Genomic DNA, 19,011 nt, shown 5'->3' with positions numbered 1-19,011 from the left:
GCCGCTCCCACCTGCCGGAAGACCCGGAAGGCTCCCGTCTGCCGGAAGACCTGCCGGACAGCTCCGGCAGGTCGGGGGCTCAGCTCTTCTGCTGGGCGCCGTTCGGGAGGGCGCTGCCCTTCTTCCACTCGGTCCAGTTGAGCTGCCAGTAGCTCCACCCGTTGCGCCAGTCGAGCTTGCGCTTGGTGCCGGTGATCTTCACGACGTCACCGCGCTGGGCGATGCCGTAGAACCACTTGGCGCCCGCCGGAGTGGCCCGGACGCAGCCGTGGCTCTGGTTGGACCGGCCCAGAAACTGGTAGTAGCCCGCGCTCTGGTGCACGTACTCGCCGCTGTCGGAGATGCGCACCGCCCACGGGATCTCCTCCTTGTAGTAGCGAGGGTCCTTCGGGTCGGTGACGCCCATCCACGCCGAGGTCATGGTCTCCATGGGCTTCTTGTTCATTGTGAGGTGGGTGCCGCTGGTGGTCAGGTAGACGTCCACGCCGTTCTTCAGCAAGCCGCCGCGGCCCGCGCTGATGGGGATCGACTTGACGAGCTTGCCGTCGCGCCGGACCTTCATCACGTGGCTGCGGGTGTTCACCACCGAGATGTTGGAGTAGCCGACGGCGAAGCGCCGGCTGACGTCCTTGGTCGCCTCGTTGCCGGGCAACTGGCTGAGGCGGGCGGTGAACTGCACCTTCTGGTGCGGACGGTAGTACGTCTTGGTGCGGTAGACGACCTTGCGGTCCGTCACCCAGCGCCAGGCGCCGTCGACCGGCCGGTCCGCCTGCACCTGCAGGACGGCCTCGGCCGCCGCCCTGTCGGCCACCTTGCGGTCGAACGTCACGATGATGGGGAAGCCGACGCCCACCTTCTCCTTGGCTTCCCCCTCGGGGGTGATGTCGGCGATCTCCAGCACGGCCTTCTTCGCCGCGATCTTCTGTACCGGGCTCTTCGGTACGGCCTTCCTCGGCACGGCGGCGCCGGCCGCGTGCACGGGGGTGGCGGCGGCGGCCTGAGCCACCGGGGCAGGCGTTCCTTCCGTGCTACAGGCCGCCACCGTGGTGATCAGGGCGGCCAGAGCCAGCATCCGGGGGAGGGGATTCAAGGGTTACTCCAGGACTATGTCTACGCATCAGGCGTCTCATAAGTGAGACAACCAAAAGATGCCATACGTGGTCGTCTGGCTATAACGATCATGTAACGCCTCTTGGGATCCTGGTTTGCGGCACGCCTGGCTCAGTCGTTGAGCTTGGTGGTGATCTTGCTCGCGGGCGGCGACTTGATCGACACCTTGGCGCCCCAGCCGGTGTAGCGGGTCTCGATCGTGACCGCCTTGTCCTCCCACCAGGAGATGTCCAGGAAGTCCGTGGCCTTCCACGTGGTGGTCAATTGGCTCGGCAGCCCCTTGGCATCGACCTTGAGGGCGTATGTGACGGTGGCCTCGGTGTCGGAGCGCATCGGGATCGAGCTGCTGAACCAGGGGGAGATCTTGAAGAGCTGGGTGAAGGTGATCTGGCCGCGGTAGGTGGACCCGCTGAGCTTGCCGTTCTTCACCAGGGCGGCGAGCGTCGCGGGCTCGGCCGGGCTCACCACCTGGCCGAACCAGCTGCTCATGGTGCTGAGGTTTATCTTGCTGTACGTCTTGAACCAGGTCTTGCCCTTCGGCATGTCCTCGCTCAGGGTGCCGCCCGACACCCACGCGACGTCACCGATCGCGATGGTGCGCTCGGGAGTGGTGTTGTGCCCGTCGTACAACGGACTGGAGAACTTCCCGGTGATGTCCCAGCCGGTGATCCCCTTCTTGCCGAACTGGATGCTGCCCGTGCGCCGGACCAGCGGATCCTCGTTGACGGCGCCGACGAACGCACTGACGTCGGTGAAACGGACCCCGTGCCCGGCCACGAGCTGCGCCTTCAACGCCGCGACGGGGTTCTTCGGCGCCGCTTGAGCGGGGACGGACGAGACGAGTACGGCGACGCCGGCCGTGAGAGCGGTGATCATGAGTTTCATGGAGCGCCATCCTGCCGACAAATGATCACGGCCGCACCTCATTACTCAATCGGGAGTACCTCGCCCGGGAAAGCCACGATGACGGCGGGACACCCGAGTCGGCGCGAATGACGCCTGGCTCGGCGGGGGACCCAATAGGGTGCCGGGATGCGGGTACTGATTTCGGGTGGGGCGGGGTTCATCGGGAGCACGGTCGCGTCGGCGTGCCTGGACGCGGGGATCACGCCGGTGATTCTCGACAGCCTGGTCACGGGGCGGCGGGAGTTCGCCGAGGGCCGGGCTTTCTACGAGGGCGATATCGCCGACGGGGCGCTGGTCGACAAGGTCTTCGCCGAGCAGCCCGACATCGAGGCGGTCATTCATTGCGCCGCGCTGATCGTGGTGCCGGATTCGGTGGCCGATCCGGTCGGCTACTACCGGGCGAATGTCACCAAGAGCCTGGAGTTCGTGGATCACCTGCTGCGCAACGGGTGCGAGCGGATGATTTTCAGCTCCTCGGCGTCGATCTACCGCACGGGGGACGATCATACGGTCGACGAGCGGTCGCCGCTCGACCCGCAGAGCCCCTACGCGCGGACGAAGGCGGTCTGCGAGGCGATGTTCGCCGATATCGCGGCGACCCGGCCGATCAACGTGCTGTCCCTGCGCTATTTCAACCCGATCGGGGCGGATCCCGCGATGCGCACCGGGTTGCAACTGCGGCGGCCGAGCCACGCGCTGGGCAAGATGATCGGCGCGTACGAGGAAGGCGTGCCCTTCCAGATCACCGGCACCGACTACTCCACCCGTGACGGCTCGGGGATCCGCGACTACGTCCACGTCTGGGATCTGGCGGCGGCGCACGTGGCCGCCTTGCAGCGCTTCGACGAGCTGGCCGAGGCGGAATCGGTCATCAACCTGGGCACCGGCTCGGGGACGACCGTGCGTGAGCTGGTCGACGCGTTCAACCGGGTGGTGGCGCGGCCGGTCGAGGTGGTCGAGGCCGAGCGGCGGCCCGGCGACGTGGCGGGCGCCTACACGCGCAGCGACCTCGCGCACCGGCTGCTGGGGTGGCGGCCGCGCTACTCGATCGAGGAAGGGATCAGGCACTCGCTCGAATGGGCCGCCGTACGGGACTCGCGCCTGGCCGGATGAGCGACCCGCCGCCGTCGCCGACCTGGCGTGGCCATCCTGGGCTCGTCCCGTGAACATCCTCGGCGTCGACAACATTCTGGTCGGCGTGGGCGATCTGGCGCGGGCCAGGGAGTTCTACGGTGGCGTGCTGGGGTTGCGGGAGAAGTCCGCGACGGAGGAGATGGCGCTGACCGACTACGTCAAGCAACCCCGTCTCTCCCGCCTGACGACGGGAGAGACGGGAGAGGCGTGAGCCCGGCTGTCTCACGGTGGAGCTGAGGGCGAGCCGGTCTGTCTTACGGTGGAGCCGAGCGTGAGCCCGGCTCGCTCCCGGTGAAGCCGTACAGCGGTGCGCTGGTTACTTCGCGATGCTGCTGAGCGGGAGCGTCAGCGAAGGAATCTCGTCCGTGCTGTCCGTGCCGTCCTTGAGCTCGTCCGTCACCTGGTCGGCCGGCGGCGCCGTGATCTTCACCGCGTTGCCCCAGCCGCTGTACAAGGTCTCGACGCTGAGGCTCGACTCGTCGTCCATGTTCGAGGAGAGCGCGGCCAGCGGCATCGTCGTGACCAGCCGGGAAGGCAGGCCCTTGGCATCGACGGTGAGCTTCCAGGAGATGGCGACCTTCGACGTCTTCTTGCTGGGCGCGCCGAGCAGGAGGTTGCCGCGGAAGGACGGGGAGATCCTGCGCAGGTCACCCACGGTGATCTTGCCCGCGTAGCCGCCCTTGGCCGGCTTCGCGCTCTTGAACAGGGTCTTGATCGTGGCCGACTCGGTGAGGTTGAGCGGCTGGCCATAGACGCCGCTCAGGCCGGAGAACGGCACGTTGCGCATCCTGACCCAGGTCTTGTCCGTGGGCAGCAGGTCTACCCAGAGCCCGCCGGACAGGTAGGACGTCTTGCCGATCGTGATCGTCCGCTCGGGCCTGGACAGGGCCTTGAGGGTCTTGTCCTCGCTGTCGGCCGGTCCCATCATCTTGACGTTGAACTTGCCGGTGATGTCGGACGCGGCGACGCCCGTCTTGCTGAACTGGTACGCCCCCGACCGGCGGGTGATGATGCCCCGCATGCGGCCTTGGATGGCAGTGGTGCGCTCGGTGAACTTCACGCCCTTGCCGGCGACGAACTGCTTCTTCACCGCGGCGACCGGGTCCTTGGCGGCCGGTGCCGCCTGTGCCGGCCCGGCAGCCATAAGTGTGGCGGCCGACGCTAAAGCCAGCCCCGTGATGATGCGCTTCATATCAATGCCCTCGTCTCTGATTTACGGAAGCGGGAGGATCCTGCCAAACGAAGATCACGACGATATCTCAACCGATTGTCCGCAGCGAGGAAAATATGTGGATTTTTCGTGCAGAAGGGCCCCGACGCCGTCGGGGCCCTTTGTTGAAATTTCTGACTATGGGGTGTTTCCATCGTCGTCAGGCGGAACGCTGACGTAGTTCCTGTCGATGGCGGCCGGCGGCTCTGGGGCCTTCTTCGTCAGCTCCTTGATGTCCGCGACCTGGTCGGATGGGGGCGCGGTCACGTTCACCGCGGTGCCCCACTCGGTGTATCGGCTTTCGGTCGCGGCGCTGAGGGTGACCTTCTTGGTGACCTTCATCGACCACGAGATGGCCAGCCGCTTCACCAGTTTTCGCGCGTCGAGCGTCAGGCGCCAGGAGATCACGGTTTTGGCGGGCTTGCCGGTCGGCTTCCCCGCGATCTGCTCGCGGAACGTCGGCGACAGCTTGTACAGCTCGGCGAAAGTGACCGAGCCGCGATACTGGGCGCCGCTTACCGTCTTCTTCGTGGCCAGCAGGTATTTGAGCGTCGCCGGTTCGAAGACGTTGATGAGCTGGTCGCCGTACGCGGCCGAGGAGGGGCTGCCGTTCATGCCGACCCAGCTCTTGTTCTCGGGCACCAGGGTGCTGTACAGGCCGCCGTTGACGTACATGCGCCTGCCGACGCTGACGAGGTAGATCCGCTCGGTGAGCAGGTCGACGGAGTCGGCGATGGAGGCGTCCTTCGCCGCCAGCTTGTCCAGCCGCGCCCGCTCCTCCCGCGAGAGGATCGGAGTACGGGTGTTCTCCGCGCCCGCGATGCCCTTGGGGCCGAACCCGATCACGCCCTGCCTGTCGGCCTGCGTGTAGGACTCACCGCCGACCTTGATGCTGGTCCGCTCGGTGAACTTGACTCCCTGCCCCGCGACGAACTGCTTCTTCAGCGCCGCCACCGGGTCCGCCGGCTTGGCCTGCGCGTACGCGGGACCGGCCACGGCCAGCGCGGAAACTGCCACCGCGCCGGCGATCCATCGCCTCATAGATGTGGGTGCCCTTCTTCAGATGTCCAGAAATATCGTGCTGAAGTGAGATCACCGTCACATAACGGGATAACCGAGACCCGATGACCTGGTCAGGTCAAGCTTGGGGCTAGGCTTCACTGGCGGAAACGCCCGGCACGCACGCACGGGGTGGCCCGGGCCGTCGAACATTTCAGTCGGACAAGCGTCGAACATCAGTCGGATAAGCAAGGACGGACCCTCGTGGACCTGTTCGAACATCAGGCGAAGGAGCTCTTCGCTGACTACGGCATTCCGGTGCCACGCGGCATCGTCGCCCACACCGTGGAGGAGGTGCGGGCGGCGGCTGAGCAGCTGACCGGCCGCGTCGTCGTCAAGGCCCAGGTGAAGACCGGAGGCCGCGGCAAGGCCGGTGGCGTGAAGGTGGCCGATGACGCCGCCGATGCCGTTGACAAGGCCAATGCCATCCTGGGCATGGACATCAAGGGCCACACGGTCCACAAGGTGCTCGTGGAGGAGGCCAGCGCGATCGCGGAGGAGTACTACTTCTCCTTCCTGCTCGACCGCGCGAACCGTACCTTCCTCGCGATCTGCTCCGCCGCGGGCGGCATGGAGATCGAAGAGGTCGCGCACACCGCGCCCGACAAGGTGGCCAAGATCCCGGTCTCCGCGCTGGACGGCATCGACCGCGCCAGGGCGCGGGAGATCGCGGCCGCGGGCGGGCTGCCCGAGAAGGCGCTCGACGGCGCCGCCGAGCTCATCGAGAAGCTCTGGTGCGCGTTCGTCGACGAGGACGCCACGCTGGTCGAGGTCAACCCGATGATCCTGTCGGCTGACGGCCAGGTGAAGGCGCTCGACGGCAAGGTCACGCTCGACGACAACGCCGCGTTCCGTCAGCCGGAGCACGAGGCGTACGCCGACAAGAACGCCGAGGACCCCCTTGAGGCCAAGGCCAAGGAGAAGGACCTCAACTACGTCAAGCTCGACGGTGACGTGGGCATCATCGGCAACGGCGCGGGCCTGGTCATGTCCACCCTCGACGTGGTCGCCTACGCCGGCGAGGCGTTCCCCGGTAAGCCGTCGCCCGCCAACTTCCTCGACATCGGCGGTGGCGCCTCGGCCGAGGTCATGGCCGCGGGTCTGGAGATCATCCTGTCCGACCCCAGCGTGAAGTCGATCTTCGTGAACGTCTTCGGCGGCATCACCTCCTGCGACGCGGTGGCCAACGGCATCATCTCGGCCTTCAAGCTGCTGGAGAGCCGTGGCGAAGCGGTGACCCACCCGCTGGTGGTCCGGCTTGACGGCAACAACGCCTTGCTCGGGCGGCAGATCCTGGCCGACGCCGCGCTCCCGCGCGTCGAGCTGGTCGACACGATGGACGACGCGGCCAAGCGGGTCGCCGAGCTCGCTGCGGTAGGTGCGTGACACATGGCTATCTGGCTGACCGAGAACAGCAAGATCATCGTTCAGGGCATGACCGGCGGTGAGGGCACCAAGCACACCCGCCGCATGCTCGCCTCCGGCGCCCGCGTGGTCGGTGGCGTCAACGCCCGCAAGGCGGGCACGACGCACGAGGGCCTGCCGGTGTTCGGCACGGTGAAGGAGGCCATGGAGCAGACGGGCGCCGACGTGTCGGTCGCCTTCGTGCCCCCGGCCTTCACCAAGGACGCCGTCAAGGAGGCCATCGACGCGGAGATCCCGCTCTGCGTGGTGATCACCGAGGGCGTGCCGGTCCACGACTCGACCGAGTTCTGGGCGTACGCGATCGCCAAGGGCAACAAGACCCGCATCATCGGCCCGAACTGCCCCGGCATCGCCTCGCCCGGCGCCTCCAACGCCGGCATCATCCCCGCCGACATCACCACGGCCGGCCGCATCGGCCTGGTGTCCAAGTCGGGCACGCTGACGTACCAGCTCATGTACGAGCTGCGTGACTTCGGCTTCTCGACCGCGGTGGGCATCGGCGGTGACCCGGTCATCGGCACGACGCACATCGACGCGCTCCAGGCCTTCCAGGACGACCCGGGCACCGACGCGATCGTGATGATCGGTGAGATCGGCGGCGACGCCGAGGAGCGGGCCGCGGCCTACATCGAGCAGCACGTCACCAAGCCCGTGGTGGCCTACGTCGCGGGCTTCACCGCCCCGGAGGGCAAGACGATGGGCCACGCCGGCGCCATCGTCTCCGGCTCCGCCGGCACCGCGCAGGCGAAGAAGGAGGCCCTCGAAAAGGTGGGCGTCCGCGTCGGCAAGACTCCGTCCGAGACCGCGCGCCTCATGCGCGAGATCATGCAGTCGCGCTGATTTTCGGCTGAAGAACGCCCCGCCCGTTTCGTGGCGGGGCGTCTTTTTTGTGCCGAGCCGATGGGTGGCGTCCCCTGTGAAACCGCGGAGACCCCCCAAAGAGGGCGAAAAATGGGAGAGGGAAAGCATCCCGCGCGGCGCGTCAACCAAGCGTTGGTTGGTAAAGCTTGAGAAAATAACTACTTGTGACGGCGCTCCTCGAATCGGTACTAGGTCGGCTGCCCGGCGTCTCGAGTGATGACGACGAGACGCGCCGGCCGCTGCCCGTGTCCGGGATGCTCGCCGCCGCCATCACGCTTGGCGTCGGCCTGGCCGTGCTCACCACGCTGACCCTGGTCGGGTGGATCGCCGCGCCGCGCGGCGCCCTGGGCGCGGGGCTGCCGGGCGTGTTCCGTACGGCGGCGCAGGTGTGGCTGGCCGCGCACCACGCCGGGTTCGCGATCCCCGGTGGCAAGGTGGGGCTGCTCCCGCTCGGCCTGACGATCCTGCCCGCGATGCTGCTCTACCGCGCCGGGCGGTGGATGGCGCGCGACGCCGACCTGCGGCTGAGGCTGCCCGCTCGGCTGCCCAAGAACAGCCCGCGCGAGCAGGCCAACGCGCGCCGCCGGGCCCAGCTCGTACTGGTCGCGCAGGCCGGGGTCTCGCTGGCCGCCCCCTACGCCCTGCTCGCCGGGCTCATCGCGCTCGTCGCCCGCAACGACATCACCCAGCCGTTCATCGGCGAGGCGCTGATCAGCCACTTCGCGCTGGCGTTCTTCGCGGGGGCGCTGGCCACGGCGCGGACGATCGGCCCGTGGCGGGCGATGCTGCGCCTGCTGCCCGAGCGGGTGCGCGCCCTGACCGTCGGCACGGCCGTCGCCACGTCGGTGCTGCTCGTCGCCGGGCTCGCCCTCGTGCTGACGGCCCTGATCGTGAACTTCGGCCAGGTACGCGAGCTGTCCAACGTGCTCGCGCCCGGCTTCGTGGGCGGCGTGCTGCTCCTGCTGGTCCAGGTCCTCTACCTGCTCAACACCGTCATCTGGGCCGCCTCCTACATCGCCGGGCCGGGCTTCGCCGTCGGCGCCGACACCCTGGTCGCGCCCACGGGCGTGCAACTGGGCACGGTGCCGAGCCTGCCGCTGCTCGGCGCGCTGCCCGAGAGCGGTCCTGTGCCCGGCTGGACGATGGCGGTGATCGCGCTGCCGTTCGCCGCCGGGACCGTGGCCGGCATCGTGGTGGCCAGGATGGCGCCGTCGCCGTCGTACGAGGCCGCGCCGCTGTGGGGGTTCTTCACCGGGATCACCACCGGGCTGGTCGCCGCGCTGCTCGCCGCGCTGTCCGGCGGCCCCATCGGCGGCGGGCGGCTGGCCACGGTCGGGCCGTCGCCGTGGGAGGTGGCGCTGTCGGTGGGCCTGGAGGTGGGCGTCGCCGCCGGCATCTCCGCGGGCGTGGCCAACGTGCTGCTGCTCAACCGGCGGGCTCGCGCCCCGCTCGACAAGGCCGCGGTCCCGGTACGCAAGGCGGGCGCCGCGATCGCCAGGGCGGCGAGCAAGGTCGGCCTGGCCGAGGCCGACGCCCGGCCCCTGCCCGGCCACTGGATGGACGCCACCGAGGCCGACACCCAGGCCATCCCGGTCATTCGCGACGACTGGCAGGACGAGCACGCCTCGGCCGCGGCGGAGACGCTGGCACAGGCCCTGCCGGTCCTGCCGGAGCGGGATCGGCCGCGACGCACGGACATCGTCGACGAGTCGGACGACCGTGGTGGTCACGTCATCTACGTCGACCCGTATGCGTGGGACCGCGACTAGTCCAAGGGGTTCCTGGATGGTCCGTCACACGACCGTCTCGATCCCTGCGACGGTCCGTGGTGGCTGGGGTCCTTGGGGGAGACCCCCTCTGGGGGAGGGGAAGTAGACGGTCCGTTGTGGTCGGGGGTCCCTATGGCGGGATCCCCTTCAGCCGAGGGAAGGGCCTAGGGCTGCACCGCGCCCAGGAGTTCGAGTACGTCCGGTGGGAGCTTCTTCTGGGCCGCGTCCCTGAACTGGGTGAAGCACTCGCCCTGCGACGAGACGGTGCCCGCGCCCTTCATGCAGTTCTGGTAGGCGGAGTATTCGTCCATCAGATAGAGCTGCATAGCCGTGGCCAACGCCGACAGCGTGAGGGCGATCGAGGAGACGGCGATGCCGCCCACGGCGATGCCCGGCGGCTTGCCCGCGTTCTTCAGCTGGGGCAGCGCGCGGATGCCCGCCATCAGCGCGAACACCGCCATGACCAGCCCCGCCAGCGGCAGCATGAACGTCATGGCCAGCGCCGCGATGGCCAACCAGATGGCTCGGCGGCCCGCGGAATCCGCGGGCTGCTGACCCGCCGGTGCCTGCACCGGTGTCGACACCTGACCTCCTCTGCGTCGCCGGACGAAGAGCGGATACGCTTGCAACCCCACCCCGGTTTTCCCATTGGAGTGCGCGTGTCAAAGGCTGGGCGGCTCGTCGTCCTCGTGTCCGGCTCTGGAACAAACCTACAGGCCCTGCTGGACGCTTCGGCCGACCCGTCCTACGGCGCCCGCGTGGTGGCCGTCGGCGCGGACAGGGACGGGATCGAGGGACTGGCTCGGGCGTCGCGGGCTGACGTCCCTACTTTCGTCGAGAAACTGGGTGATTACGAGAAGCGGTCAGAGTGGAATATCGCGCTCGCGAACCGGATCGCTTCCTACGAACCCGACCTCGTGGTGTCGGCGGGCTTCATGAAGATCATCGGCGCCCCGACGCTCGACGCGTTCCCGGTGCTCAACACCCATCCCGCGCTGCTGCCCTCCTTCCCGGGAGCGCACGGGGTGCGTGACGCGCTCGCCCACGGGGTCAAGGTGACGGGCTGCACGGTCATGCTGGCCGACGCCGGCGTCGACAGCGGGCCGATCGTCGCTCAGGAGGCCGTGGCCGTACTGCCGGATGACGACGAGGCGGTTCTGCACGAGCGCATCAAGACCGTCGAGCGCCGCCTGCTCGTCGAGATCGTCGGCCGGATGGTCCGTGAGGGCTGGACGGTCAGCGGACGGACCGTCCGTATCGGTGACCGACCAGAGGTCGGCGGACAGACCGTTCGCATCGGTAACCAATCAGAAGGGGAATCGAAGTGACTCGCATCGCCATCCGGCGCGCGCTGATCGCGGTGTACGACAAGTCCGGGCTGGAGGAGCTGGCCAGGGCTCTCGACGGCGCGGGGGTGGAGATCGTGTCAACGGGCGGCACCGCCGCCGCCATCGCCTCCTACGGCATCCCCGTCACCAAGGTCGAGCAGCTGACCGGGTTCCCCGAGTGCCTCGACGGCCGGGTCAAGACCCTCCACCCGCGCGTACACGCCGGGCTGCTGGCCGACCTCACCAAGCCGCACCACGTGGCCCAGCTCGACGAGCTGGAGATCGACCCGTTCCAGCTGGTGGTGGTCAACCTCTACCCGTTCGAGCAGACGGTGGCCTCCGGCGCGTCCGACGAGGAGTGCGTCGAGCAGATCGACATCGGCGGGCCCGCGATGATCCGCGGCGCCGCCAAGAACCACAGCACCTGCGCCGTCGTGGTCGACCCCCGCTTCTACGGCGACGTGGTGGGCGCGCTCGGCGAGGGCGGCTTCACGCTGACCGAACGCCGGCGGCTGGCGGGCATCGCCTACGCCCACACGGCCTCGTACGACGTGGCCGTGGCGTCCTGGTTCGCCAACTCCTACCGGGTCGACGACGGCTGGCCCTCGTTCATGGGCGCCACCTGGAAGCGCAAGTCGACCCTGCGCTACGGGGAGAACCCGCATCAGTCCGCCGCCCTCTACACCGGCGGCCTCGACGGCTTGGCCAACGCCGAGCAGGTGCACGGCAAGGAGATGTCCTACAACAACTACCTCGACGCCGACGCGGCCTGGCGGGCGGCCTGGGACTTCGCCGACCCCTGCGTCGCGATCATCAAGCACCAGAACCCGTGTGGCATCGCCATCGGCTCCGACGTCGCCGACGCGCACCGCAAGGCGCACGCCTGTGACCCGGTCTCGGCGTACGGGGGCGTCATCGCGGTCAACGGGGCCGTCACGGCCGAGCTGGCCCGGCAGATCGCCGAGGTGTTCACCGAGGTCGTCGTGGCGCCGTCCTACGAGCCCGAGGCGCTGGCCGTACTGACGCAGAAGAAGAACGTCCGCCTGCTGATCTGTCCCTCGGGCCCGGCCAACCCCGCCGAGTTCCGCCGGATCGACGGCGGCCTGCTCGTCCAGCAGAGCGACCGGGTCGACGCGCCCGGCGACGCGCCGGAGCAGTGGCAGCTCAAGGCGGGCGAGCCGGTCTCCGACGAGATGCTGGCCGACCTGGCGTTCGCCTGGCGGGCCTGCCGCTCGGTCAAGTCCAACGCCATCCTGCTGGCGTCCGGCGGGGCGACCGTGGGCGTCGGGATGGGGCAGGTCAACCGGGTCGACTCCTGCCGCCTGGCGGTGAGCCGCGCCGACGCGCGGGCCAAGGGGTCGGTGGCGGCCTCGGACGCGTTCTTCCCGTTCCCCGACGGGCTGGAGGTGCTCATCGAGGCGGGCGTCAAGGCCGTTGTGGAGCCCGGCGGATCGGTCCGCGACCAACTGGTCATCGAGGCGGCGGAGAAGGCGGGCGTGGCGCTTTACTTCACGGGGACGCGCCACTTCTTCCACTGACGGTCTACTTCACGGTGGCGCGTCACTCCTTCTCTTGAGAGTCCAACGCGCCACTTCCACTCACGGTCCAGGGTAAAAGGGCGGTATGAAGCCGCCCTTTTGCGCACAAGCATAAGTAATGTCCGGTTACGCTGTGGGCCTTGCCGCTCATCCGTTCTCCGGGAGTACTCCTTATGGCGCCGCTTGATTCGGTTCTGTATGCCTTCGTGACCATGAACGGGTTCGCCACCAGCCCGGTCATGCTGGTGGTGCTCGCCTTCCTGGGCGCCTACCTCGGGGCGCGCGTCGTGGAGGTCATCCCGTTCACTCGCCGCATCCTCGAGCGGCGCGCCGCGGCCCAGACGGCCGAGCGCGAATAGCCCACCCGGCCGCCTGAGCGTCTCAGGCGGCCGTACCTGAACTTCTCAGGCGACCGTACGGGACTGGCTCCAGGCGAGCTTCGCGGCTCCGGCGAGTCCGGCCCGTACGCCCAGGGTGGTCGGCTCCACCTTCACCGCCCTGACGAACGCCAGCCCGGCCACGTCGTCCAGCGCCCGCGCCAACGGGTCGAACAGGACCGGTCCCGCCGCTGAGACGCCGCCGCCGATGACCACCTTGGTGAGTTCGACCGCGGCCGCGGTCGAGGCGATCATGCCGGCGAGCGCCCTGGCACCCCGTTCGAACGCCGCCACCGCCACAGGATCCCCACCTGCCGCGTCCCGCGCCAGCGCCCGCGCGTCGGCCGTGCCATTCGGCGCGTCGGCCACGCTGTTCCTTGCGTCGGCCGTGCCCACCCGTGTGTCAGCCGCGCCGTTCCGCTCGTCGGCCGTGCCGTCCAGTCTGTCGGCTGTGCCGTCCAGCCCGTTAGGTCGGCCTGGGGTCCAGCCGTTGGCCAGCGCCCAGCGGGCCAGGTTCGGGCCGCTGGAGTAGTGCTCGACGCAGCCGCGCCCGCCGCACTCGCAGCGCTCGCCGTACGGGTCGATGGTCATGTGACCGACATGTCCGGCATTTCCGTTGGGGCCCAGGAGCGGGACGCCGTCGATCACCAGGCCACCGCCGATCCCGGTGGACACCACGATCCCGAGCAGCGAAGAACTCCCGCGCCCCGCGCCCAGCCAGTGCTCCCCGAGCGCCATGCACTGCGCGTCACCCGCCAGCATGGTCGGCAGGCCGGTCAGCGCGCGGACCTCCTCACGCAGCGGGAAGCCGCGCCAGCTGGGCATGTTGACGGGGCTGACGGTCCCGGCGGCCAGGTCCAGCGGGCCGGCACAGCCGATCCCGACCGCCTCCGGCGCCGGGCCGCCTCCGGTCACCTCCTCGACCAGAGCCGCCAGGGCGACCATGACCTCCGTCCGCGGCGTGGGCCGGGTCGCGGAACGCAGCATGGAACCCGCCTCGTCCACCAGCGCGGCGGCGAGCTTGGTTCCCCCGATGTCGATGGCGAGTACGCAGGCCATCAGTGTTTGTGGTGGTTGTCGGGCTGGCGGGGATCGCCAGGATGTTCCAGTCCGGGCACGAGTTCGACCTTGGCGGCCCGCGACTCGTCGAGCCACCGCGCGAACATCCGGCGCCGCGCCGCTTCCCGCTGCGAGACCGCACCGGGGGAGGGGGATGGGGTAGGCGCCGGATGGGCCACCGCTACGTGCCAGCCCAGGGCGTCCTCGACCGGACCGACGAGCATCCCGTACGGGCGGCGCGGGATGGCGTCGGCGATCGCCGCGGGCAGGGAGCCCAGCGTCACCGGCCCCAGCGGTTCCAGATCGTCGGCCGTGGCGGCGGCCGCCTCGGCGCGGTCGGCGAACACCCGATGGCGTACGACATGCCACGCCACCCCCTGCGCCGTCGCCTGCGCCGCCCCGTCCGCTGTCGTCTGTGCCGCCCCCTGTGCCCTCGTCGGCGAACGCCACTCCGGTGGTACCTCGACCGTGGCCGTCAGGTGCTCGAACAGCGCGCGGACCCACGGGCTCCCGTTGTAGGCGGAGGCGTTGATCGACCCCAGCTCCACGGCGGCCAGCGGGTCGAGCCGCCCGACCTCCACCGGCGACAGCCCGCGAGCCGCGGCCTCGTCCTCGCACAGCGCCTCGGTGAGGATCACCTGCGTCAGCCACCTGGCCAGCTGCCGGTCCTCGGAGCTGCCCGGCTGCGGCAGCGCCGCGCTGAGCGGGCTGTCGCGCAGCTCACGGACCCGCCGGTCCAGCGGCTCACGGGAGATCGGCCGCCCGCCGACCCAGCCGATCACCGCGCCGATGTCGGGCGCGGTGGCCGCCCCGGTCGCGGCGGGCCGCTCCCGTACGGGGCCAGCCGTCCCGGTCGCGCCGGGCAGTTCCCGTACGGGACTACCCGTCCCAGTGGTGGCGCGTTTCTCCTGTACGGGACCGCCCGCCGTATCGGTGAGAGCGTGGTTCATCGGGTTACCTCCAAGCGGACGGCGGGGGCGTACTGGCAGCGGCCGTACCACATGACCTTGGCCAGTGCCCAGGAGTGCCCGGCCGCCATGTCGTAGGGCACCTCCACGGGGAACGACACGTCGACAGTCTCGCCCGGTGCCACGGTGAAGCCCTGGATGACCGAGGGCAGGAGCTCCCACGAACCCCATGGGGCCGCGAGCTGCGACTCGCCGTGTATCTCGTCCGAGGTGGTGTTCGCCAGCCGTACGACGAGTGAGGTGCGGTCGCCGGGGCGGAGGGAGAGCGACTCCGTGAGGGCGGTGACGGACAGGCCGGTCGCGCGGCCCTCGGTGGCCCTGGTTCCGTTGAACGCGTCCCTCATGTTCGGGACGGCGCCCTCGACGGGCAGCTCGGGCGCCTCGCCCAGCGCGACGGTGGCGACGTCCTCCACCAGCTGGCCGCCCACCGAGGTGCGGGCCGAGACGAAGTACAGGCCCTGGCCGGGGGCGGGTGTGACGGTGACGGGGAAGCGGAGGTGGCCGCCGGGTTCGAGGCGGAAGGCGCGCTGGGCGGGCGTGGCGCTCCAGCCGTCCGGGACGCGGATGTCCACCACGCCCTCGTGCGGCGCGTCGACGAGGTGGGACGACACCACGACCGACACCTCGACCGCCCCCTGCGCGGCCGCGATGCGGTCGGGCGTGACGAGACCGGGCGTGACGGCGACCGACACCGGAAGGTAGCCGAGTGGCGCGGGCCCCTTGTTGTGCAGCCAGTAGCGGCTGTAGACGGGCTGGGCCTGCTCGGCGGTGGCGCCCAGGTCGGGGCGCGCCGGCCGGGGCGGGGCGGGGGCGAGGTAGGTGGCGACCTCGGCCCCGGCCAGGTCGAGCGTGGTCACCGGGTCACCGGGCCGTTCCAGCAGGTCGGCGTGGATGAGGCCGTCGAGGTCCAGGACCGGCGACTCGATCGCGGCCCGCGAACCGAGTCCGGTCGACTCCACGAGCCGGATGGTGACGCCGCCGGTGGGGGACAGGCCACCGGTGGCGGACTGGCCGTCGGTGGGGGACTGGCCGTGGGCGTGCGGGTTGCCGGTGGCCTTGATGGTGCCGAGCAGGACGTCCCGGGCGGGCTCCACCCGCAGGAGCGAGTGCACCTGGGGCAACGTGCCGTCGGCGGCCGGCGCGACCTCCCGCGCCAGCAGCGGCGTGATGAACTCCTGTCCCGCCGCCGGCAGGCGCAACGCCCGCCAGTCGCCGTCCCCGCCGGCCAGCGCGTACGAGAACTCATGCGTCCAGTGCTGCACCTGGAACCCCGCCCCATCAGGGCCGGTACGCCGAGGCGGATCCAGCCAGACCCCCGACGGCCACCCGGTACAGGACCGCATGAGCGACAGATGCAACGCCCCAGCGGAATCCACCGCGAACCCCGGCAACCCATATGTGAGCAGCGCGACCGTCCGAGACTCCAGCACTTCCTCACCCACCGGGCAAACGGCGGAGATCACCGCGTCCGCCAGATCCGCGACCAGTGCCTCCACCGGCCCGGCGACGATGAGCGCGGGCAGCGCGCGTACGTCACGTAGGTCGGCGCCGGGCTGCCACACCTCGGCCAGCGGCCGTTCGGCGGGCACCCAGACCAGCGGTGCCCCCGACTTGAGCGCGTCGAGGAAGGCCGGGTCGCTGCGGGAGAGGAGCTCGGCGGCCAGCGGGTTGGTGTCCGGGCCGCCCAGGAGGATGCGTACGTCCGGCAGGTTCGAGTCGACGTCCAGCCAGCCGTACCGGGACCCGGAGGCGGACGAGGTCGTGGCGGTCACGCCCGCGCGGGCCAGTGCCACGACCAGCGAACGGGCCCCGGGCGCGTCCTCCAGAGTGGGCACCACCACCTCGGCGACCCCCAGCGCCCGCGCGCCCGCCTCGCCCAGGTCCACCCTGGCCGTGGTGGACAGCCCGAACCAGGTGTTGGCCGGGTTGTCGAGCGTCCACGGGTGCTCGGCGGTGTCGACCTCGGGCTGTGCGAACCCGCGCCCCACCACCGCGCCCGCCACGTCGGAGACCGGCAGCGCGCCCGTCACGTGCGCCGGGAAGCGGACCCGGAGCAGCCGGTCGGCGCCGGTGTAGTCGAGCACGCGGGTGGTGAACTCGACCCGGTCCGAACCCGTCCACAGCGTGACGATCTGCTCATAGGACACCTCGCCCACCTGGCCGGTGATGGTCAGGCGCTGTCCAAGGGGACTCTGGGAGGCGTGTACGGCCAGCGCGGCGGCCTCGCCGGAGCCGGTGGCGTGACCGGTCGGCAGCAGGTGCCACGGTCCCTCGCCCATGTCGGGGTGTGTCGGGTATTCGTCGTACAGCCGCAGCTCGTTCCCGAGCCCCGACAGCAGTTCGCGGCCCGAGGCGCGGTCGAACACCGACTCCAGGCCGCCGCCCCGCGCCGGATCGGCGACGACGCGCCACCGGTCGTTCGAGATCGAGGTGGTCCCGGGCAGCGGCTGCCAGGTGTCGGCCGGCCCCTCGACGATCCGGTACGTCCGCCAGCCCATCGAGGGCACGTCCTTGGCCAGGAAGACCAGCGTGCCGTCCTCCTCGACCGCCGGGACCTCCGTCTCCACCCGCTCACCCGGCGCGAGACGTACCCGCACCAGGCCGTCACGCGCGAACGGCAGCGTGTTGGTGACCACGACGCTGCGGCCGTGGAGCGAGATCTGGCCGAGCAGCGCGTCCAGCGCGCGGTCGCGGGCGTCGGCGGCCAGGTCGTGCGCCTCGCGCCAGCCCGTCAGCAGGTCGATGTAGACCTGGTCCGACTCGGAGCCGGTGATGCCGTCGTGGTGCGCGCCGTACGCCAGCTGCCGCCACACCTTGTCCAGCGCGGTGTGCGGGTAGCCGCCCAGCCCCAGCAGCGACGCGAACGCCGACAGCCGCTCGGCGTCGAGCGCCGCCACCTCGGCCGCGCGCTGGGCCTGCTTGGTGTCGATGTACGAGACGTCTTTGCCGGTGTAGATGGGGTTCATATCCCGGGTCTGCGGGCTGAATGCCGATATTTCCCCGCGCACCGCGTCGAGGAAGTCCCGCGGCGTGCCGCAGACGAACCGGGGCCAGACGTAACGAGCCGCCCAGGTCCGGTGGATGTCGGTCACCCACTTGTTCGGCGGGGTGTAGTCGGTGCCGACGGGCAGCAGGATGTTCCGGGTCGCGGCCACCGGCTTCAGCGAGCGATAGAGCTCGTACGTCGCCCGCGTCGCCTCCTCCAGCGACGGCGAGGAGTCCATCCACCAGCCCGCCGAGTAGTGGGCGGGCATGTAGTGCGTCAGCACGCCCTGTCCCGACGGCGAGATCCACTCGAACTCGCTCGGGAACTGCATCAGGGAGGCGTCGTTCTTGGCCTCCCTGAAGTTCTTGCTGATCGGCCCCCACTGGTGGAACGGCCCCCGCGCCCACGCGCTGCCGGTCAGCCCGGCCGCCGCCAGGTAGCCGGGGAACTGCGGGTCGTGCCCGAACACGTCGAGCTGCCAGGCCGTACGCGGATCGCCGCCGAGGATGTCACGCTGGTAGCCGATGCCGTACACGATGTTGCGGATGGTGCTCTCGGCGCCGGTCAGGTTGGTGTTCGGCTCGTTGTAGGTCCCGCCGAGAAGCTCCACCCGGCCCTCGTCGAGCAGCGCGCGCAGGTCGGCCCGGCGCTCGGGGTGGGTGTCGAAGAACGGCTTGAGATAGTCGACCTCGGCCAGCACGAACCGGTAGTCGGGATCGCGCAACGCCAGCTCGATATGCGCCTCGACCAGCGCGAACGCGTTGTGCTCCCATAGCGGCCGGGTGGTGGAGTCGACCGAGAGCAGCTCCCAGGGGCTGGTGTAGGCGGCCTGCGTGTTCCACCAGACCGGGTCGTAGTGGAAGTGCGACACCATGTACATCGTCCAGCCCGGCTCCTCGGCCGTGACCTCGACGTCGAGCGACGCGTCGCCGTAGGTGACGGCGCAGGGCACCACGGTCCCGTACGGCACGGTGACGTCCAGCGGCACCTCGACGGTGACCGGGCCCACCCCCGCCGGCACGCTCACCGGCGCCGCGCAGGACACCCCGGGTCCGCGGACGTCGAGCGGCGTCTCCTGCCCACTCTGCTCCAGCGTGACCTTGAGCACCTGGTACGGTCGCTCCGCCGTGCCGACGAACAGGTCGGTCGACTCTGCGGACAGCAAGTGAGCAGGCAAGACGACTCCTTAGTGGGCACATAGGCGGTGACGTCACCATATGCCCTTCCAAGATCCATGACAACGATGTCATCGCCGCTCCCAGCGAACCCATGGAAGGATGA

General features: G+C 69.9%; 16 protein-coding genes. 8 read left to right on the top strand and 8 right to left on the bottom strand.

The window, feature by feature from the left end; all coding sequences use genetic code 11:
* Positions 1–79: 79 nt before the first annotated feature.
* Entirely contained in the window at positions 80–1,090 is a 1,011-nt protein-coding gene (locus LDL49_RS24355; RefSeq protein WP_225293686.1) for a L,D-transpeptidase, read from the bottom strand.
* A gap of 131 nt (positions 1,091–1,221) precedes the next feature.
* A complete protein-coding gene (locus LDL49_RS24350) occupies positions 1,222–1,995 on the bottom strand; it encodes a DNA replication complex GINS family protein (protein WP_225293684.1) in 774 nt (257 codons plus the stop codon).
* 147 nt (positions 1,996–2,142) lie between these two features.
* Here LDL49_RS24350 and galE point away from each other — a divergent pair, with 147 nt between their 5' ends.
* Positions 2,143–3,129 carry a UDP-glucose 4-epimerase GalE gene (galE, locus tag LDL49_RS24345; RefSeq protein ID WP_225293682.1) on the top strand — a complete coding sequence of 329 codons (987 nt, stop codon included), beginning with the start codon at positions 2,143–2,145 and terminating at the stop codon, positions 3,127–3,129.
* 49 nt (positions 3,130–3,178) lie between these two features.
* Positions 3,179–3,361 carry a VOC family protein gene (locus LDL49_RS24340; protein ID WP_225293680.1) on the top strand — a complete coding sequence of 61 codons (183 nt, stop codon included), beginning with the start codon at positions 3,179–3,181 and terminating at the stop codon, positions 3,359–3,361.
* Positions 3,362–3,466: 105 nt separating this feature from the next.
* Here LDL49_RS24340 and LDL49_RS24335 read toward each other — a convergent pair whose 3' ends face one another.
* On the bottom strand, positions 3,467–4,342 hold the full coding sequence (locus tag LDL49_RS24335; protein ID WP_225293678.1) for a hypothetical protein: 876 nt from the start codon (positions 4,340–4,342) through the stop codon (positions 3,467–3,469).
* Positions 4,343–4,498: 156 nt separating this feature from the next.
* Positions 4,499–5,401, bottom strand: coding sequence for a hypothetical protein (locus tag LDL49_RS24330; protein ID WP_225293675.1), 903 nt, complete (start codon positions 5,399–5,401; stop codon positions 4,499–4,501).
* A 222-nt stretch (positions 5,402–5,623) separates the two neighbouring features.
* On the opposite strand from LDL49_RS24330, the gene sucC reads away from it, so the two are divergent.
* From sucC to LDL49_RS24315, 3 genes are all read left to right on the top strand, one after another.
* On the top strand, positions 5,624–6,805 hold the full coding sequence (sucC, locus tag LDL49_RS24325) for an ADP-forming succinate--CoA ligase subunit beta (RefSeq protein WP_225293673.1): 1,182 nt from the start codon (positions 5,624–5,626) through the stop codon (positions 6,803–6,805).
* A 3-nt stretch (positions 6,806–6,808) separates the two neighbouring features.
* A complete protein-coding gene (gene sucD, locus LDL49_RS24320) occupies positions 6,809–7,684 on the top strand; it encodes a succinate--CoA ligase subunit alpha (protein ID WP_219531323.1) in 876 nt (291 codons plus the stop codon).
* Positions 7,685–7,869: 185 nt separating this feature from the next.
* On the top strand, positions 7,870–9,474 hold the full coding sequence (locus LDL49_RS24315) for a cell division protein PerM (protein WP_225293671.1): 1,605 nt from the start codon (positions 7,870–7,872) through the stop codon (positions 9,472–9,474).
* 164 nt (positions 9,475–9,638) lie between these two features.
* On the opposite strand, the gene LDL49_RS24310 is transcribed toward LDL49_RS24315, so the two are convergent.
* Complete coding sequence (locus tag LDL49_RS24310) at positions 9,639–10,058, bottom strand: hypothetical protein (protein ID WP_225293669.1); 420 nt, start codon at positions 10,056–10,058, stop codon at positions 9,639–9,641.
* 75 nt (positions 10,059–10,133) lie between these two features.
* Between LDL49_RS24310 and purN the strand changes: the two genes are divergently transcribed.
* The 3 genes from purN to LDL49_RS24295 all read left to right on the top strand — a co-directional run bounded on the left by purN (position 10,134) and on the right by LDL49_RS24295 (position 12,699).
* Positions 10,134–10,802 carry a phosphoribosylglycinamide formyltransferase gene (gene purN, locus LDL49_RS24305; RefSeq protein WP_225293667.1) on the top strand — a complete coding sequence of 223 codons (669 nt, stop codon included), beginning with the start codon at positions 10,134–10,136 and terminating at the stop codon, positions 10,800–10,802.
* Entirely contained in the window at positions 10,799–12,340 is a 1,542-nt protein-coding gene (gene purH, locus LDL49_RS24300) for a bifunctional phosphoribosylaminoimidazolecarboxamide formyltransferase/IMP cyclohydrolase (RefSeq protein ID WP_225293665.1), read from the top strand. Before purN ends, purH begins: the two co-directional genes overlap by 4 nt.
* A gap of 212 nt (positions 12,341–12,552) precedes the next feature.
* Entirely contained in the window at positions 12,553–12,699 is a 147-nt protein-coding gene (locus LDL49_RS24295) for a hypothetical protein (protein WP_225293663.1), read from the top strand.
* Between the two features lie 45 nt (positions 12,700–12,744).
* On the opposite strand, the gene LDL49_RS24290 is transcribed toward LDL49_RS24295, so the two are convergent.
* From LDL49_RS24290 to LDL49_RS24280, 3 genes are read right to left on the bottom strand one after another with little or no spacing between them, the layout of a single operon-like run.
* Positions 12,745–13,776, bottom strand: a complete 1,032-nt coding sequence (locus tag LDL49_RS24290) for an ROK family protein (RefSeq protein ID WP_225293661.1) — start codon at positions 13,774–13,776, stop codon at positions 12,745–12,747.
* Positions 13,776–14,726: a DUF7158 domain-containing protein gene (locus LDL49_RS24285; RefSeq protein WP_225293659.1), complete on the bottom strand. Its 951-nt coding sequence runs from the start codon at positions 14,724–14,726 to the stop codon at positions 13,776–13,778. The genes LDL49_RS24290 and LDL49_RS24285 overlap by 1 nt, the downstream gene beginning before the upstream one ends.
* Positions 14,723–18,907 (bottom strand): glycoside hydrolase family 38 N-terminal domain-containing protein, encoded by a 4,185-nt coding sequence (locus tag LDL49_RS24280; protein WP_225293657.1) that lies wholly within the window; start codon positions 18,905–18,907, stop codon positions 14,723–14,725. Before LDL49_RS24280 ends, LDL49_RS24285 begins: the two co-directional genes overlap by 4 nt.
* Positions 18,908–19,011 lie beyond the last annotated feature (104 nt).

The sequence above is a fragment of the Nonomuraea aurantiaca genome (assembly GCF_020215705.1).
Taxonomy (GTDB): domain Bacteria; phylum Actinomycetota; class Actinomycetes; order Streptosporangiales; family Streptosporangiaceae; genus Nonomuraea; species Nonomuraea aurantiaca.
This window is presented reverse-complemented; position numbering and strand designations above follow the sequence as displayed.

Coding starts and splice junctions, on each gene's coding strand:
- LDL49_RS24350 (WP_225293684.1), bottom strand. CDS start 1,995: ATGAAACTCATGATCACCGCTCTCACGGCCGGCGTCGCCGTACTCGTC.
- galE (WP_225293682.1), top strand. CDS start 2,143: ATGCGGGTACTGATTTCGGGTGGGGCGGGGTTCATCGGGAGCACGGTC.
- LDL49_RS24335 (WP_225293678.1), bottom strand. CDS start 4,342: ATGAAGCGCATCATCACGGGGCTGGCTTTAGCGTCGGCCGCCACACTT.
- LDL49_RS24330 (WP_225293675.1), bottom strand. CDS start 5,401: ATGAGGCGATGGATCGCCGGCGCGGTGGCAGTTTCCGCGCTGGCCGTG.
- sucD (WP_219531323.1), top strand. CDS start 6,809: ATGGCTATCTGGCTGACCGAGAACAGCAAGATCATCGTTCAGGGCATG.
- LDL49_RS24295 (WP_225293663.1), top strand. CDS start 12,553: ATGAACGGGTTCGCCACCAGCCCGGTCATGCTGGTGGTGCTCGCCTTC.
- LDL49_RS24290 (WP_225293661.1), bottom strand. CDS start 13,776: ATGGCCTGCGTACTCGCCATCGACATCGGGGGAACCAAGCTCGCCGCC.
- LDL49_RS24285 (WP_225293659.1), bottom strand. CDS start 14,726: ATGAACCACGCTCTCACCGATACGGCGGGCGGTCCCGTACAGGAGAAA.